The organism is Schaalia naturae (assembly GCF_042665795.1).
In the GTDB taxonomy this organism is placed as follows: Bacteria; Actinomycetota; Actinomycetes; order Actinomycetales; family Actinomycetaceae; genus Pauljensenia; species Pauljensenia naturae.
On the sequence record NZ_JBHTEF010000001.1, the window covers coordinates 597,223 to 613,943 of the forward strand.

At 71.2% G+C, this 16,721-nt stretch carries 16 protein-coding genes; 14 read left to right on the plus strand and 2 right to left on the minus strand.

All coding sequences use genetic code 11. The features are described from left to right. The first annotated feature begins 27 nt into the window (after positions 1-27). Together ACFQWG_RS02620 and holA are read left to right on the plus strand one after the other, a co-directional pair. Positions 28-1,677 carry a ComEC/Rec2 family competence protein gene (locus tag ACFQWG_RS02620; RefSeq protein WP_380971832.1) on the plus strand — a complete coding sequence of 550 codons (1,650 nt, stop codon included), beginning with the start codon at positions 28-30 and terminating at the stop codon, positions 1,675-1,677. Between the two features lie 89 nt (positions 1,678-1,766). After that, positions 1,767-2,765 carry a DNA polymerase III subunit delta gene (gene holA, locus ACFQWG_RS02625; RefSeq protein WP_380971834.1) on the plus strand — a complete coding sequence of 333 codons (999 nt, stop codon included), beginning with the start codon at positions 1,767-1,769 and terminating at the stop codon, positions 2,763-2,765. Between the two features lie 115 nt (positions 2,766-2,880). Here holA and rpsT read toward each other — a convergent pair whose 3' ends face one another. Both rpsT and ACFQWG_RS02635 read right to left on the minus strand, forming a co-directional pair. Further along, positions 2,881-3,147, minus strand: coding sequence for a 30S ribosomal protein S20 (gene rpsT, locus ACFQWG_RS02630; protein WP_380971836.1), 267 nt, complete (start codon positions 3,145-3,147; stop codon positions 2,881-2,883). 198 nt (positions 3,148-3,345) lie between these two features. Beyond that, positions 3,346-3,951 carry a type II toxin-antitoxin system PemK/MazF family toxin gene (locus ACFQWG_RS02635; protein WP_380971838.1) on the minus strand — a complete coding sequence of 202 codons (606 nt, stop codon included), beginning with the start codon at positions 3,949-3,951 and terminating at the stop codon, positions 3,346-3,348. A 172-nt stretch (positions 3,952-4,123) separates the two neighbouring features. Here ACFQWG_RS02635 and ACFQWG_RS02640 point away from each other — a divergent pair, with 172 nt between their 5' ends. The 12 genes from ACFQWG_RS02640 (at position 4,124) to hemW (ending at position 16,708) form a co-directional block, all read left to right on the plus strand. Then, a complete protein-coding gene (locus ACFQWG_RS02640) occupies positions 4,124-5,116 on the plus strand; it encodes a tetratricopeptide repeat protein (protein ID WP_380971840.1) in 993 nt (330 codons plus the stop codon). 130 nt (positions 5,117-5,246) lie between these two features. After that, complete coding sequence (locus tag ACFQWG_RS02645; RefSeq protein ID WP_380971842.1) at positions 5,247-5,459, plus strand: hypothetical protein; 213 nt, start codon at positions 5,247-5,249, stop codon at positions 5,457-5,459. Further along, positions 5,456-5,836 (plus strand): hypothetical protein, encoded by a 381-nt coding sequence (locus ACFQWG_RS02650; protein ID WP_380971844.1) that lies wholly within the window; start codon positions 5,456-5,458, stop codon positions 5,834-5,836. The genes ACFQWG_RS02645 and ACFQWG_RS02650 overlap by 4 nt, the downstream gene beginning before the upstream one ends. Positions 5,837-5,948: 112 nt before the next feature. After that, positions 5,949-7,808 (plus strand): translation elongation factor 4, encoded by a 1,860-nt coding sequence (gene lepA, locus ACFQWG_RS02655; protein ID WP_380971846.1) that lies wholly within the window; start codon positions 5,949-5,951, stop codon positions 7,806-7,808. A 195-nt stretch (positions 7,809-8,003) separates the two neighbouring features. Then, positions 8,004-8,771 (plus strand): tRNA (guanosine(46)-N7)-methyltransferase TrmB, encoded by a 768-nt coding sequence (trmB, locus tag ACFQWG_RS02660; protein ID WP_380976180.1) that lies wholly within the window; start codon positions 8,004-8,006, stop codon positions 8,769-8,771. After that, positions 8,768-10,081 (plus strand): MFS transporter, encoded by a 1,314-nt coding sequence (locus ACFQWG_RS02665; RefSeq protein WP_380971848.1) that lies wholly within the window; start codon positions 8,768-8,770, stop codon positions 10,079-10,081. Before trmB ends, ACFQWG_RS02665 begins: the two co-directional genes overlap by 4 nt. A 112-nt stretch (positions 10,082-10,193) precedes the next feature. Then, entirely contained in the window at positions 10,194-11,243 is a 1,050-nt protein-coding gene (locus ACFQWG_RS02670) for a zinc-binding dehydrogenase (RefSeq protein WP_380971850.1), read from the plus strand. 72 nt (positions 11,244-11,315) lie between these two features. Next, on the plus strand, positions 11,316-12,332 hold the full coding sequence (locus tag ACFQWG_RS02675) for an aldo/keto reductase (RefSeq protein WP_380971852.1): 1,017 nt from the start codon (positions 11,316-11,318) through the stop codon (positions 12,330-12,332). Positions 12,333-12,434: 102 nt separating this feature from the next. Continuing rightward, positions 12,435-13,439, plus strand: coding sequence for an aldo/keto reductase (locus ACFQWG_RS02680; protein WP_380971854.1), 1,005 nt, complete (start codon positions 12,435-12,437; stop codon positions 13,437-13,439). A gap of 40 nt (positions 13,440-13,479) precedes the next feature. Then, the gene (locus ACFQWG_RS02685; protein ID WP_380971856.1) at positions 13,480-14,364 is read left to right on the plus strand and encodes a helix-turn-helix transcriptional regulator; all 885 of its coding nucleotides are present in this window, start codon (positions 13,480-13,482) and stop codon (positions 14,362-14,364) included. Between the two features lie 111 nt (positions 14,365-14,475). Beyond that, complete coding sequence (locus ACFQWG_RS02690; RefSeq protein ID WP_380971858.1) at positions 14,476-15,213, plus strand: carboxymuconolactone decarboxylase family protein; 738 nt, start codon at positions 14,476-14,478, stop codon at positions 15,211-15,213. A gap of 208 nt (positions 15,214-15,421) precedes the next feature. Then, on the plus strand, positions 15,422-16,708 hold the full coding sequence (gene hemW, locus ACFQWG_RS02695; RefSeq protein ID WP_380971860.1) for a radical SAM family heme chaperone HemW: 1,287 nt from the start codon (positions 15,422-15,424) through the stop codon (positions 16,706-16,708). The last annotated feature ends 13 nt before the right edge of the window (positions 16,709-16,721 follow it).

Here is a 16,721-nt window from a genome sequence, read left to right on the forward strand (position 1 = left end):
CCGGCGAGCCCGCCCCAGGTCCCGGCCATGGCTGATCGCCGGCTGCTCCCCTCCGCCGTGGTCATCTGGGCGGGCACGTGGGCGGCGACGGCCCCCGGGGCTGCGTCGGGAGCCATGCTGGGCGGGGCCGCGATCCTGGCGGCCGTCGCCGCCGCGCTGGCCGCCTGGTGGCTCCGCGAGCAACGGAGCCGGCCCCGCCGGAGGCAGAGCCACGCGCTGACGCCGGGAGGCTCCCTGCGGTTGGGGACCGCGCTCGCGGCGGTCGCCGGGGCGTGCGCGCTCGCCTGCGGAACGGCCGCTTCCGCGGCCCACGCCCGCGACCCGGTCGTCGTGCTGATGCGTGGAGGCGCCACCTGGCTTACCGCCACGCTGGAGCTCCTGGAGGATCCGGCCCCGTCACCGTCTCGATGGTCGGACGGGGTGCGGGTGGCTGAGGTGCGCGTCCTCGACGTCGCACGGCCGGGGAACGGCCGGCAGATCGCCCCCATCGGCGGCGGGGAAGATGGCGGGCCAGACGCAGGCGGCGGGTCCGGGCCGCCTCCGTGCCGCAGCGCGGTCCGCATGTTGGCCCAGGGACGGGGATGGGAGCATCTGGCGCGCGGAGACGTCGTGCGGGTGAGCGCGCGGGCCGACGCCTCTTTCCACGCCGATCCCCCTGATGCCGGAACCCTGCGGGCGGACGATCCTCAGCTCGTCGCCCGCCCCGGCGGGTGGAAGGGGATGGTCCGCGTTGTCCGCGCCTCCCTCACGGAGGCGGTGCGGGGAACCTCCGACCAGGCGCGGGCCTTGGTGCCGGGCATGGCGGTGGGAGACGACCGCGAGATGACCAGGGAACTGCGAGACGACATGCGCACCAGTTCGCTCACGCATCTCACGGCCGTGTCGGGGTCGCATGTGGCGATCCTGCTGGGGGTCGTCGTGTGGGTGGTTCCCGGGCGCGGATGGGGGCGGGCCGCGGCATCGGCGGGCGTGATGGCGGTTCTGGTGGCCGTGGTGGGGCCCGAGCCGTCCGTGGTGCGTTCGGTGGCGACCGCGGGCGTCGGGGTGACCGGGCTGCTCACCCGTCGCCCGGGTCAGGCCCAGGCAGGACTGTGCGCGGTGGCCGGCGTGATCCTCCTGGTGGATCCCTGGTCGGCGCGGTCCTTCGGCTTCGCCCTGTCCGTTCTGGCGACCTGGGGCGTCATCGGCCCGGCCGCAGCATGGACCCGGTGGACGAGGACGGCGCTGCGCGAGGACACGGTCCCCGGACGGGCGGCGCGGCGGCTGGCGGGCGTGGGCGCCGTTCCCGTCGCGGCCCAGCTGCTGGTCGCCCCGGTGCTGCTGCTCCTCAACCCGTGGCTGCCCACCTGGGGCGTGGTGGCGAACATCGCGGCGGCCCCGGCGGTGGCGCCGGCATCTCTCCTGGGGCTCGCCGCCGCCGGCACGGCGCCTTGGTGGCCCGGGGGCGGGCGTGCCCTGGCCACGGGCGCGAGCCTCTTCACCGGGTGGATCGCAAGTGTGGGGCGCGTGGTCTCCGGCTGGCCGCTGGCCCGCCTGCCCTGGCCGGATGGGGTCGGCGGGGCGGCCGCGTTGGCGGCGCTGGGCATGCTGGCGGTGGCCGGCGGACGGTGGGCGAAGTGGCGCCGCGACACGCGAGGGCTCCGAAGGTCGGGCGGATCAGGAGCGCGTGGCGGGTGAGGGCGCCTCGGTCCAGACGGTGGCCGGGCATGGGAGACTGGGAGGCGTCCGCGCCACCGTGGCGTCGGCGAGGGCGGGGAGGGACGTCGATGGCCCAGCGAGGCGGCACACGCGGTGCGAAGGGCGTGGCGTGGTCGGCAGTGGATCTGGCACCTGTCGTGCTCATCAAGGGGCCGGAGGGCCTCCTGGGCGACCGCGCCCTGGACCGGCTGCGCGCCCAAGCCCTGGCCGCGGATCCGCACACCGAGCGCACCGATCTCACGGCCGCCGGCTATCAGGGGGGCCAGCTCGACATGCTGACCTCGCCCTCGTTGTTCGGGGAGCCCCGGCTCCTCATCATCTCGGACCTGGAGACGATGCCCGACGCCCTGCTCATCGATCTGCTGGCCTACATCGGCCATCCGGCGCCCGACGTCTGGCTCATCCTGCGCCACGGCGGGGGGACGCGCGGGAAAAGGCTCCTCGACGCGATCGCGAAGGCGGGATACCCGGTCGTCAACGCGGATCCCGTGAGGAACGACCGTGACAAGCTCGAGCTGGTCCACGCGGATGTTCGCGCGGCGCACCGGCGCATCGACCAGCGGGCGGCCCAGGCGCTCGTCGACGCGGTGGGGGACGACCTGCGCTCGCTCGCCGCCGGGGTGTCGCAGCTCCTGGCCGACGTGGAGGGGGAGATCACGGTCGAGGACGTCCGCCGGTACCACTCCGGCCGTGTGGAGACCTCGGGATTCGAGGTCGCCGATGCCGCCGTGACCGGTCAGACCGCGCGCGCTCTCACCCTGCTGCGGCACGCCTTCGCCACCGGCGTCGACCCCGTTCCACTCGTGGTCGCCCTGGGGATGAAGCTGCGCGGCATGGCGAAGGTCTCGGTCGCGGGCCACATCTCCCCGGGCCGGCTGGGCATGGCGCCCTGGCAGATCGAACGGGCTCGCCGTGAGCTGCACGGATGGGACGATCGTTCCCTCTCCGCCGCGATCAGCGCTGTCGCCGTGGCGGATGAGGAGGTCAAGGGCCTGTCCCGCGACCCTCAGCGGGCCGTGGAGAAGGCCGTGATGGCGATCTGCCGTCTGCGGGGAGATCGGTCCTGAGGGTCCGGCGGGGACACGGCCCGCCAGATGGGAACGGGGTGGAGAGGGGAGAAGGAAAAAGAGAGGGGGACGGACCACATGGTCCATCCCCCTCAGGGAAGGCGAGGCCGCGCTGTCAGGCGGACAGCGACTGCACGCGCTTGGCCAGCTTCGACTTACGGTTCGCGGCCTGGTTCTTGTGGATGACGCCCTTGGCGGCGGCCTTGTCGAGCTTCTTGCCCGCAACGCGGAGCGCCTCGGCGGCGCTCTCCTTGTCGCCGGCCTCGACGGCCTCGCGCGTCTTGCGCACCAGCGTCTTCAGCTCAGACTTCACCGCCTGGTTGCGCTGACGGCGCTTCTCGTTGGTGCGGATGCGCTTCTTCTGGGACTTGATGTTCGCCACAGTCAGAAATCTCCTTGAATAATCCACGGACAGAGTCGGTGAGGGCTGTGCCGCCACCGGGACCAGGACGTGGGGACATCCCGCGGACGGTGGGGACCAGACCCCCTGCCCGACCGGGCCGGGAGTCCGACGGTCCACATTACCAGCCGGACCGTCCCGCCCTCCAGCCCGCAGGCGCCGAGCGTCAGGTGAAGACCGTCACCCCCGCATCCCCTCGGCCCGGTCGGCCGCCTTCTCGATCCCCTGGACGACGGTCTCGAACAACTCGCGCCCCAGGGCCGCCCCCTCGCGGCGGACGGCGCCCATCGGCGCCCACAGCACGCGGTCCAGACGGACCTCGCTGGGCCGGCCGCGGGGATCCCACGGCCCCGAGCCGATGTCGATCCAGTACCGCCCCCACCGCGCCTCCTGGTCGGCATCGCGGTCGTGGTCCTTCGAGGTCATCTGCGCGACGTACACCCCGCCGCCGGCCCGCCCGAGGACGACGACCGGGCGGTCCTTGCCCTGCGTGTCGTCCTCCTCGTAGGGGATCCAGGTCCACACGACCTCGCCCGGATCGGCATCCCCGTCGGGCGAGGGGTCGTAGGACGCGCAGGCGAGGGCCTCGCGCACGGCGACGGGATGCGTCCGCGTGGACGAGGGCGCCGCCCCCCGCGTGCGGCCGGTCGCCTGGCCAGGCGACCGGGAAGAGGGGGCGGAAGGCGCCCGGCCGACGCGACCGGGGGCCCGACGGATGGGGGAGAGAAGGCGTGAGGCGGCGCCGCGCGCGGCCGCGCTCAGGATCTCAGCGAGGACGGAGGCCATGGAGCGACTCTACGTGCCGGCGCGGCGTGCCGACGTCATGGTCAGCCAGGCCGACCGCGAGACCGGCGAGTTGTCCACAAGCTCGTTGGAGCCGCCTCCTGGCCGAAGGCGTGACGTGCCATGCTCATCGAAGTCGATCAGGACCAACAGTCATCATCCGAAAGGAAATGTGATGAGCGGAGCAGAGACCGACCGATCCGGCATTCGGACGGCCGCCGAGCCCATGACGAAGGACCAGCGATCGGGCCTCGCCGCGGCCCTGCGCGCGGCGGACCGCGGAGATCTCCGCCGAGCCGTCGACGGGGTCACGGAGATGCTGGGCTGTGGGAACCTGGGCCCGGCCGCCTCCATGCACGCGCGCAAACTGCTCATCGAGTGGCTCGAGGCTCTCGACCGGTTCGACGAGTGCCGGCAGACCGCCACCGAGGGGGTCGCGGACCTGCGGGCCCGGCTCGGCGCCGCCCATGAGCTCACCCTGGTCATGCGCCATTCGGAGCTCTACTGGATGTGCGTGACCGGATATGACGAGGTCGCCCGCGACCGGTTCCCGGTCCTGATCCGTGACATCGAGCGCGCACTCGGGCGGACGAGCCAGCTCGCGTGGGCGGCGCGGACGAACTCGGCGATGCCGCTCAAGCGGGGCGGTGACTTCGCTGGGGCCGCTCGCGTGTACCGCCGGCTGCTGCGCGACATGGGGGAGGTCCTCGAAGACACCGACGTGATCGTCTTGACCACCCGGGACAACCTGGCCGAGGCGCTCGCCTGCGATGGCAGGTACGAGGAGTCGACGACCCTGTATGAGGCGCTGCTGGCCGACCTCGTGGCCTCCTGCCCGTCGGGGGACCGCCGTGTCCTGAGGCTGCGCGATGAGATCGCCTCGAATGTCTTCTGCATGGGGGACCACGCCCGGGCCCGGGAACTATGGAGCGTCCTGGCCGAGGATTGCCGGCGCCACCTGGGGGAGTGCGCCCCCGAGACCGCCCGGCAGCGCACGCTCCAGATCGCCCTGTCCATCCAGGATGGGGATGACGCCGCGGTCGCCCGATGGTGCCGGGTCCTGCTGGACAACCTCCCCAGCGACTTCACCGACGAGGACGCCGAGGGATTCCGGATCCTGCTCCGGGAATCCCGGGAGCGGCTGGACCGGTCGGACGGCACGGCGTGAGGCCGGGGCGTTGTTCTCTCCGATCTTCCGCCCGTGGCAAGCGGGGGTGAGGAGCGCGACGAGGTCAGACGCGGTGATCGGAGTTAAAGAGATCCCTTGATTCTTCGATCTAGTGAGAGGTTGATGTACGATGAAGCGGACGGCGGTCATGCGACTTCTACGGCGTGAAGCCCATGCCCGCGGGCTCGTGTACTCGCAGAGGGAGCTGGCGCGCCATACGGCGGTAACCGTCGGACCGGTGACGAGGACCCTCGGACGGCACAGGGAGGTCGATGACGTCACCGCCGGGAAGTTCTTCGATCAGTTCAGCGACGTGCTGGGGGGAAAGGAGTGGTGGAGATGAGTCGGGAGTTCCTCGTGACCGCGCAGTGGCGGCGATCAGGATGGTGGGTGCTGGAGGCTCCGGAGGTCGGTGCCGTCTCCCAGGTCCGCGCTCTCAGCGAGGCTCCGGATGAGATGAGGGAGGCAATCGCCTACCTGGCGCGTGTTCCCGAGTCGGACATCGTGATCCGCGTCGAGCCGCAGCTTCCGGACGCCTATCGGGAGCATCGTGCCGTCTCTGAGCAGGAGTCGCGACGGGCGGTACAGGCCAGGGCCAGGGCCGCTGCGGAATCCCGCGCGGCGGCCCGGCTCCTGCGCTCGGAGGGCCTCACCCTCCGCGACATCGGGACCGTCATGGGAGTCTCGACGCAGCGGGCCCATCAACTCGTCAACTCCTGAGGCGGTCCGGGGCTCCTGAGAGGTCCGGCGGGATGGCAGGAACGCCCTCGTCGCTGGAGACGAGCCAGATGTGGGACGATGGGAACGACCCACCCATCGACGGAGGAATTCGTTGGCCCCCATCCCCACGACCGACCAGTCGGCGCGCATCCGTCCCGCGGCGACGCCCCAGCAGAGCATCCGCAACTTCTGCATCATCGCCCACATCGACCATGGCAAGTCCACGCTCGCCGACCGCATGCTGCAGCTGACGGGGGTCGTGAGCCAGCGCGACATGCGCGACCAGTACCTGGACCGCATGGACATCGAGCGAGAGCGCGGCATCACCATCAAATCCCAGGCGGTGCGCATGCCGTGGGCCACGGGCGGCCAGGCCTTCGCGCTCAACATGATCGACACGCCCGGCCACGTCGACTTCACCTATGAGGTCTCGCGCTCCCTCGCGGCCTGCGAGGGAGCGGTGCTGCTGGTCGACGCCGCCCAGGGCATCGAGGCCCAGACGCTCGCCAACCTGTATCTGGCGATGGAGGACGATCTCGCGATCATCCCCGTCCTCAACAAGATCGACCTGCCCGGCGCCCAGCCCGACAAACACGCCCACGAGCTCGCCCAGCTCCTCGGCGTGGACGAGTCGGAGATCCTGCGGGTCTCCGGCAAGACGGGTCAGGGCGTGGCCGAACTGCTCGACCGCATCGTCCAGGTCGTGCCCGCCCCCAGCGGCGACCCCGAGGCACCCACACGCGCCATGATCTTCGACTCCGTCTACGACACCTACCGCGGCGTGGTCACCTACGTCCGCGTCGTCGACGGGCGGCTCTCGACGCGTGAGCGCATCCGGATGATGTCCACGGGCTCCACCCATGAGCTCCTCGAGATCGGCGTGATCTCCCCCGAGCCCACGCCCAGCGACGGCATCGGCGCCGGCGAGGTCGGCTACCTCATCACCGGTGTGAAGGACGTGCGCCAGTCCCGCGTCGGGGACACGGTGACCACCGCGGTGCGCGGGGCGGCCGAGCCGCTGGCCGGGTATCGCGACCCGAAGCCCATGGTCTTCTCCGGGATCTACCCGGTCGACGGCTCGGACTTCCCGGACCTGCGCGACGCCCTGGAGCGGCTCCAGCTCAACGACGCGGCGCTGACCTACGAGCCGGAGTCCTCGGCCGCGCTGGGCTTCGGCTTCCGCTGCGGGTTCCTGGGGCTGCTGCACCTGGAGATCGTCCGTGAACGGCTGGAACGCGAGTTCAACCTGGACCTCATCGCGACCGCCCCCAACGTGATCTACCACGTCGTCGCCGAGGACGGCACGCAGGCCCGCGTCGACAACCCCTCAGAATTCCCCGAAGGCAAGATCAAGGAGGTCCGCGAGCCGGTGGTCGAGGCCACCGTCCTCACGCCCTCGGAGTTCGTGGGATCGGTGATGGAGCTGTGCCAGGAGCGGCGCGGCGCCCTCAAGGGCATGGACTACCTCAGCGAGGACCGGGTGGAGATCCATTACCGGCTGCCCCTGGCGGAGATCGTCTTCGACTTCTTCGACCAGCTCAAGTCCCGTACACGCGGCTACGCCTCCCTGGACTACCAGGAGGCCGGTGAGCAGGCGGCGGACCTGGTCAAGGTCGACATCCTGCTGGGCGGCGAGAAGGTCGACGCGTTCAGCGCGATCGTCCACAGGGACGCCGCCTACGGCTACGGCCTGCGCCTGACGAAGCGCCTCAAGGAGCTCATCCCGCGCCAGCAGTTCGAGATCCCTGTTCAGGCGGCTGTCGGCGCCCGCGTCATCGCGCGTGAGACCATCAAGGCCCTGCGCAAGGACATGCTGGCGAAGTGCTACGGCGGTGACATCACCCGCAAGCGCAAGCTGCTGGAGAAGCAGAAGGAGGGCAAGAAGCGCATGAAGGCCATCGGCCGCGTGGACGTCCCCCAGGAGGCTTTCATCGCGGCGCTCACCAGCGACGTCCCCACCGGCAAGAAGTGAGGGCGGATGACTCCCATGGGTGAGCAGGTCCCCCAGACGGCCCTGCCCGGCCTGCGCGGCCCGACGGGCGCCGGCATCGACGAGGACGGCGCCGGTTCCCCCGGCGCTGGCGGCCCGCCGGGGACGCCGGAGTCCGGGGAACGCCGCGGGGGCCATCACCATCATCCGCGTCCCACCGGCACCGCGGCCCCCTACATGTCTCGGACGAAGTCGTTCACCCGGCGCTCCCGGGCGCTGCCGGAGTCCCTGGCGCGCACGATGGCGGCCCACGGCGCGGACTACGTCATCGAGCCCAGGCGCGGGCAGGGGTGGACCACCGTGGCGGAGGGCTTCCGCGTCGACCTGGCCCGCGAGTTCGGGCGGAGCGCCCCCGTGGCGTTGGAGATCGGGTCGGGCACCGGCGAGCAGATCGTCGCCGCGGCGCGGAGATGGCCAGACCGCGACTTCCTGGCCCTGGAGGTGTGGGAGCCGGGCATCGCGAAGACGGTGTCGAAAGCGGTCGCGGCCGGCGTGGGCAACCTGCGCGTGCTGGAGGCGGACGCCGCCCAGGCCCTGCCGGTCATCCTCCCGGACGCGTGCCTGGACGAGGTCTGGACCTTCTTCCCCGATCCCTGGCGCAAGGCGCGCCACCACAAGAGGCGCCTGGTCTCAGACGCTTTCGCCCGGCAGGTCGCCCGCGTGCTGGCGGACGGCGGGGCGTGGCGGCTGGCGACGGACTGGGACGACTACGCCTGGCAGATGCGTGACGTCGTGGAGGCCTGCCCGGACCTCGCCAACCCGTACCTGGGAGAGCGCCCGGACCCGCAGGACAGGGAGCCGGGGCGCGGCGGCTTCGCGCCGCGGTGGGCGGGCCGGGTGTCCACGCACTTCGAGGAGCGCGGGCGCGCGGCCGGACGCCGGGCCCACGATGCCATCGGCATCCGCCTGCCGCGCCAGGGGCACGCAGGTCAGGAGGAGCGGTGAGCGCGTCGCCATCGGGAACGGGGGACGAGGGCGACGCGGGCCGGGGATTCTCGAAGGCCTGGGCGATCGTGCCGGCCGCGTCCTTCCTGCTGTTCACAACCGTGCTGCGCTCTCCGGTGACCGCGGTGCCCCCGCTGCTGGAGCGCATCCAGGGCGATCTCGGGATGTCGAATGTGGCGGCGGGTCTGCTCACCTCGATCCCGGTGCTGTGCTTCGGGGCGATGACGCCCTTCGCCTCGGGGTGGCTGCGGCGCACGGGCATCAACCTGGGTGCGCTCAACGCCCTCGTCCTCGTCCTGGTCGGCTCCCTGCTTCGTTCCTCGGGGACGCAATGGGCGGCCGTCGCGGGCACGGCCGTCATTGGGGCGGGGATCACCCTGGGGAACCTCGTCGCCCCGATGGTCATCGGTCGGGACTTCCGGCGCCGCGCGGCCACGATGACGGGCCTGTACTCCGCCGCGGTCAACGTCGCCGTCTGGTTGTCGACCCTGGTCGCGGTCCCGCTGGCGAACGTCGTGGGATGGCGGGGCTCCGCGGCGTTCTGGGGCGTGATCCCGGCCATGGCCGCGGGGATCGTCTGGGCGTGGGTCTTCCCCGCCGGATCCCGTTCGGTGCGCGCCTCGGTGGTGCGGCGCGCGGGGCTGAAGACCGGCGACGCCTCGGCGCTGCGCCTGGACACCCCGACGGCGGGGCGGACGGTGCTGCGCTCTCCGGCGGCGTGGATGATGGCGGCGGCGTTTTGCGGGCACACCTTCGCCTACTACGCGATAGCCGGGTGGCTGCCGAGGATCCTCCGGGAGACGGAGGGGATGAGCGAGGCCGGAGCGGGGGCGGCGGCGTCCGTCTTCCACCTCACCGGCATCGTCGGCCCGCTGCTGGTGCCGGTCATGCTGGGAGCGTTGCGGTGGCCCGTGACGCGGGTGATGGGCGTCGTCTGCGCGTCCTGGCTGGTGCTGCCGGTGGGCCTCGTGGCGTTGCCGGGATGGTGGCTCGCGTGGTGCGTCGTCTCCGGGGTCGCCCAGGGCGCGCTGTTCACCGCCCTGTTCACGCTCATCATCCAACGCTCGCGAACGGTCGATGAGAACCGGCGGACGTCGGCCCTGGTGCAGACGCTCGGCTACGTCGTGGCGTCCCTGGGCCCGGTGGTCGTGGGATGGCTGCGCGACGCGACGGGCGGCTGGATGCTCCCGCTGGCGGCGATCACGCTCGCGTTGGCCGCGATGACCGTGTGCTCCCAATGGGTGGCGCGGGGATTCGGCGTCGAGGGCGCGGCGCCCGGGCGCGGGGCGCGGCCCTCGCCCAGCCTCTGATCGCTCCTGGTCTGGGAGGCACTGCGAGTACCCGGAAGAAGGGACACTCCCGCGCGCCATCCGGCTGAGGTGTCATGGGGCCACTCAGATCCCACCAGGTGGAGGAAGCCCGATGAAAGCGACGTTCATGTTCGGTGCTCGTGATGTCCGTGTCGAGGACGTTGCGGACCCCGTGATCCAGGAGCCCAGCGATGCGGTCGTGCGCGTCGTGCGGGCCTGCGTGTGCGGGTCCGATCTGCACCCTTACCGCTCCATGCCCCCCGCTCCGGACGGCGTGCCGATGGGCCACGAGCTCATCGGCGTCGTCGAGGAGGTCGGTGGCTCCGTCGCCTCTGTCAGGCCGGGGGACTTCGTCATCGCGCCCTTCGCCTTCCAGGACAACACCTGCGTGTTCTGCCGCGAGGGCGTGCAGACCGCGTGCCTCCACGGCGGTTGGTACGGCACTCCCGAGACCGGCGGCCTGCAGGCCGAACTCGCCCGGATCCCGCTGGCCGACGGGAGCCTCGTGAGGGTCCCGGACATCGATCCGGATACCGCCGAGGAGTCGATGCTCGCCTCGCTGCTCACGCTCTCCGATGTGTACCTGACCGGCTACCACGGCGCGCACATGGGCGAAGCAGGTCCCGGTCGGACCGTCACGGTGGTCGGCGACGGTGCTGTCGGGCTCTCGGCGGTCCTCGCCTCCCGCAGGCTGGGCGCCGAGCGGATCATCCTCATGGGCCGGCACCGCGAGCGCACGGACCTCGGCATCGAGTTCGGCGCCACGGACGTCGTTCCCCAGCGGGGTCCGGAGGGGATCGCCGCGGTCATGGATCTGACCGGGGGAGAGGGATCCCACGTCGTCATCGAGGCCGTCGGCCACATGCCGGCCTACGAGCAGGCGTACGGCGTGGTGCGACCCGGAGGGATCATCAGCCGGGTCGGGGTCCCCCAATACGAGGACGCGCCGATCGGCTTCGGGTCCCTGTTCGGGAAGAACGCGCGCCTGGCGGGCGGACCCGCTCCCGTGCGCGCCTACATCGAGGACGCGATCCCCCAGGTCCTCGACGGATCGATCAATCCCGGGCGCGTCTTCGATGTCGAGGTCGGCCTCGACGAGACGCCCGCCGCTTACGAGGCAATGAACGAGCGCCGCGCGCTCAAGGTCATGGTCCGTCCGTGAGAGTGCCGGACCCGGCCCCGGGCGCCAGGTCCGCGCAGGACGCCCCTCAACCGTCTGATCGAAGGAGACATCATGCAGCACCGCTTGCTCGGCCGCACAGGGGTGCGGGTCAGCCCTCTGTGCCTGGGGACCATGATGCTCGGTCCCTGGGGCAACAGCGACCGAGGCGATTCCACTCGGATCATCCACCGCGCCCTCGACGCGGGGATCAACTTCGTGGACACCGCCGACATCTACTCCGACGGCGTCTCCGAGGAGATCGTCGGAGAGGCGCTTCGAGGGCGCCGTGACGACGTCGTCCTCGCCACCAAATTCTTCATGCCGATGGGTGGCGGCCCAAACGAGCGCGGAGGCTCGCGCCGGTGGATCATGAGCGAGGTCGAGAACTCCCTGCGCCGTCTGAAGACCGATCACATCGACCTCTACCAGGTCCACCGTCCCAGCGCGGACACCGATATCGAGGAGACGCTCGGAGCCCTCTCCGACCTGGTCCACCAGGGCAAGGTCCGCTACATCGGATCGTCGTCCTTCGCAGCCTCGCAGATCGTCGAGGCCCAGTGGGCCTCCCGTGAACGCCATCTCGAACGCTTCGTCACCGAGCAACCGCCCTACTCGCTCCTCGTGCGCGGCATCGAGGAGGATGTCCTGCCGACTGCCCGCCGCCATGGGATGGGCATCCTCACCTACAGCCCGCTCGACGGCGGGTGGCTGTCGGGAAAGTGGCGTGCGGGGGCGGCCTCCGCTCCGACCTCTGCCGTGCGCCCCGGCGCCCGCTTCGACATGACGAGTCCAGCCAACCAGCGCAAACTCGACGTCGTCGAACAACTCGCCCGACTGGCCGACGAGGCCGGGATGACGCTGATCCGGATGGCCCTCGCCTTCGTCCTCAACCACCCCGCCGTGACCTCGGCGATCGTCGGGCCGCGCACGATGGGACAACTCGGGTCCTACCTGCCGGCGGCCGACACCACGCTTCCCGCAGACGTCCTGGACCGCATCGACCGGATCGTCCCTCCCGGCGTCACCATCAACCCCAGCGACAACTCCTACGGCACCTCGGAGCTGACGACGACTCAGAGGCGACGATGACCGGACCATGGGCTAGACGCCTCGGCGTGGGCAGAGGGTGTCAGCCATAGGGGTATCGGCAGGGCCTCCCTTCCCATCCGCTGCAGTGATTGGATCGCCATCATGGAATACACAAAGCTCGGACGATCGGGTCTCACCATCAGTCGGATCGGACTCGGAGGCATGAGCTTCGGCAGTGGAGGCCGCAAGGGGCAAGGCACGTGGACCCTCGATGCGGAGGCCGCCGAGCCGGTCTTCCGGAGAGCCGTCGAGCTCGGCATCACGTTCTGGGACACGGCCAACGTCTACGGCTTCGGCACCAGCGAGGAGATCACGGGCGCCGCGATCAGGACGTACACCAGCCGCGATCAGGTGGTCCTGGCGACCAAGCTCTTCGCCCCGATGGGCGCGGGCCCCGGCCAGCGCGGTCTCTCCCGCCGCGCGGTCTTCGAGCAGATCGACGCGTCTCTGAGGCGCCTCGACACCGACTACATCGATCTCTACCAGATCCACCGTTTTGATCCGCTCACCCCGGTGGAAGAGACGATGGAGGCCCTCCATGACGTCGTGAAAGCCGGCAAGGCCCGCTACATCGGGGCGTCGAGCATGTGGGCCTGGCAGTTCTCGAAGATGCAATACACCGCCCGGATCCACGGATGGTCGCGGTTCATCTCCATGCAGGACCAGTACAACCTGGTCGCGCGGGAGGAAGAACGGGAGATGTTCCCCCTGCTGGCCGACCAGGGCGTCGGTTCCATTCCCTGGTCGCCGCTGGCGGCCGGTCTGCTCACGCGCCCGTGGGGCGATCACTCGACGACTCGCGGAGAGTCCAATCCCGTGACAGACTCCGTGGGCACGCCGTTGTGGCAGGAGACGGACCAGCGGACTGTGGACGCCGTCCAGAGGATCGCCGAATCCCGCGGCGCCTCGATGGCTCAGATCGCGCTCGCCTGGGTGCTGCACAATCCGGTGGTCTCGGCCCCCATCGTGGGAGCCACCCGCCCCGGACACCTCGCGGAGGCGGTCGCGGCACTGGACATCCAGCTCACCGAGGATGAGCTTGCCGCACTGGAGCACCACTACACGCCTCGCATCCCCACCTACTACGGGACCCCCAGCGGCTACTGATCACAGCACCGGAGGCCTCCAGGCCAGCAGAAAGCCGATCATGACCGACATCCGCGCACAGGTCCGCGAGTTCCTCAGCTCGAGGCGGGCACGCCTCACCCCCGAACAGGCGGGACTCTCCGTCTACGGCGGGAACCGGCGCGTCCCCGGTCTGCGACGCGAAGAGGTCGCGATGCTGTCGGGGGTCTCCGTCGACTACTACGTCAGGCTCGAACGGGGGAACCTGGCCGGAGCATCGGAGGGAGTGCTCGACGCCATCGCCGCCACCCTCCGCCTCGACGAGGCCGAGAGGGAGTATCTGTTCGACCTCGCCCGAGCCGCGGGACCCGGGCGGCGCCGCGCCGCTCGTCCGGCCGACTCGGTGCGTCCGGCCGTCAAACAAGTGCTCGATGCGATCAGCGACGCTCCGGCCTGGGTGCGCAATGGGCGCCACGACATCATCGCGGCCAACGAGTCGGGACGGGCCCTGTACGCCCCCGTCTTCGAGGACCCCCGACGCCCCGCCAACACGACACGCTTCACTTACCTCAATCCCGCCGCGCACGCCTTCTGGCGCGACTACGACCAGATCGCCCATGACGCGGCCTCCATGCTGCGCCTGGAGGCCGGACGAACGCCGCACGACCCGGAGCTGATCGCCCTCATCGGAGAGCTCTCCACCCAGAGCGAGCTGTTCCGGAGCAACTGGGCCTCCCAAGACGTCAAGTTCCATCGTTCAGGACTCAAACGCATCCATCACCCCGTGGTCGGCGACCTCGATCTGAACTTCGAGTCGATGGACCTGCCCAGCGAACCTGGACTGGTGCTCAACGTCTACACCGCTCCGGCTGGATCTCCCACCGCCGACGCCCTGCGGGTCCTCGCCTCGTGGGCAGCCTCCCAACGCGTGCCCCTCACCGCAGGCGGCGCAGCAGATCCCGTGTGAGGGCCGCGGCGGACACGTCGGTCCCCGGCGCTCCTGGGCGGCGAACCCGGCTCATGCGGGGTCCTCCGCCAACCGCGTTCCCTCCTCCCGTCCACTGAAAGGTTCCCCGCCATGAAGAAGCAGACCGCTGGACGCGACGTCCTCGGCGCGCTCGCCCCCACATTCGCCCATCTCAACGACGACGTCCTCTTCGGCGAGGTCTGGTCCAGGCAGGGCGAGCTGCCTGCCCGCCAGCGCAGCCTGGTCACCTGCGCCTCCCTCATGTCGCAGGGCCTCTTCCCTCAGCTCGAGACCCACCTGCGCATGGCCCGGGACAACGGCGTCACCCGCGAGGAGATCGTCGAGACCTTCACGCACCTGGCCTTCTACGCCGGGTGGCCCAAGGCATGGTCCGCCTTCTCCTTGGTCGCCGACATCTGGGGAGACGAGGCCGCACCGCCCCCGGGCCCGACGGCGCCCATCGAGCACGGCCCGTTCCCCCTGGGCGACCCGGTCGACAGGGCGAACTTCACGGGGAATGCGTGGCTGTCCATGATGACGGGGCCCGGGGCAACCTGTTCCGTCGGAAACGTCACCTTCGCTCCCGGATGCGTCAACCGCTGGCACACGCATCCTCGGGGGCAGCTGCTCCTGGTCACCGCTGGACGCGGCTGGGAACGGGAGGAGGGGAAGCCGGCGCGCCGACTGGGGCCCGGCGACGTGGTCGATTGCCCGCCGGGCGTCCGCCACTGGCACGGAGCGGCCGTGGACTCAAGCCTCACGCATGTCGCGATCACCCCAATGGCGCCGGGAGAGCCTGCTGTCCAGTGGGCGGAGTTCCCCGATCTGGAAGAACACCGAGGCCTGTGACGAGGCGGCGAGCCGGACCCTGCCCTGTTCGGGACGCCGCGTCGGCAGACGGGGAGTGGGCGGCGGCGCCGGCCGGGTGGAACGATGGGGCCATGCCCCGCTCCCCGCTTCGCTCCCCGATCCGGCTCGTCGGCCGTCGGGACGTCTCCGTCCTTCTCCGGCCGGCGGGGAGGTTTGGCGCGCCGGCGCTGGGCGTGGCGGGGGCGCGATGACGCCGCGCCTGCCTGACGGCGCGCCCTGGCCGGGCGACGGGCGCCTGGATCCGGCGTTCGCCGAGGCCGGGGCCGGGCGACCCCTCAGCCTCTATGTGCACGTCCCGTTCTGCCGGGTGCGGTGCGGGTACTGCGATTTCAACACGTACACCACGGGGTTCGGGCCCGGCGCCGAGCCAGGTTCCTACGCCCGCACCATCCTGGGGGAGGCGGATCTCGCGCGCAGGGCGCTGGGGGAGGCGGGTTTCGGGGGTTCCGGATCCGCCAGGGGGGACGGGGACGGGGCCGGCCGGGTGGCTGGGACCGTGTTCTTCGGGGGCGGCACGCCGACGATGCTGGAGGCCGGGGAACTCGCGCGCATCCTCGACGGGCTGCGCGAACGGCTGGGAGTGTCCGAGGACGCCGAGGTCACCGTCGAAGCGAACCCGGAGACGGTCACGGCGGAGTCGCTGCGCGCCCTGGCTCGGGCTGGCTTCACCCGCGTGTCGGTCGGCATGCAGTCGGCCGTCCCGGAGGTCCTGGCCACCCTCGACCGCCTGCACCGGCCCGAACGGGTGCCCCAGGTGGTCGGCTGGGCGCGCGAGGCCGGTTTGGACGTGTCCGTCGACCTCATCTACGGCACGCCGGGGGAGTCGCTGTCGGACTGGCGGCGCTCGCTGGAGGCTGCGGTCGCCATGCGGCCCGACCACGTGAGCGCCTACGCGCTGGTCGTCGAGGAGGGCACCCGGATGGGCGCGCAGGTGGCGCGCGGCGAGCTGCCCACGCCCGATCCGGACGACGAGGCGGCGAAGTACGAGGCCGCCGACCGCCTGCTCGGGGAGTCCGGTTACCGTTGGTATGAGATCTCCAACTTCGCCCGCGTCGCGCCGGGTGAGGAGGGTGTGCCCGCCACGCGGCTGCGCCACGCGTCGCGCCACAACCTGGCCTACTGGCGCGACTGGGACTGGTGGGGTCTGGGGCCCGGAGCCCACTCACATGTCGGGCGCCTGCGCTGGTGGAACGTCAAGCACCCGCGGGCCCATGCCGGGCTCGTGGCGCAGGGGCGCTCGCCGGCTGCGGCCGGCGAGGTGCTGGATGCGGACACGCGCGAGCTTGAACGAGTCATGCTGGCGGTGCGCACGGCGGACGGCGTCCAGCTGGGACCGGGCGACGACATCGGCGGCGTTCCAGGCCTCGTGGACGACGGGCTGGTGGAGGCCGGGCCCGCAGCGAGCGGGCGCATCGTGCTCACGCTGCGAGGACGGCTGCTGGCCGACCATGTGACGCGCGTCATCACGCGGTGAGCGGACGGGGTCG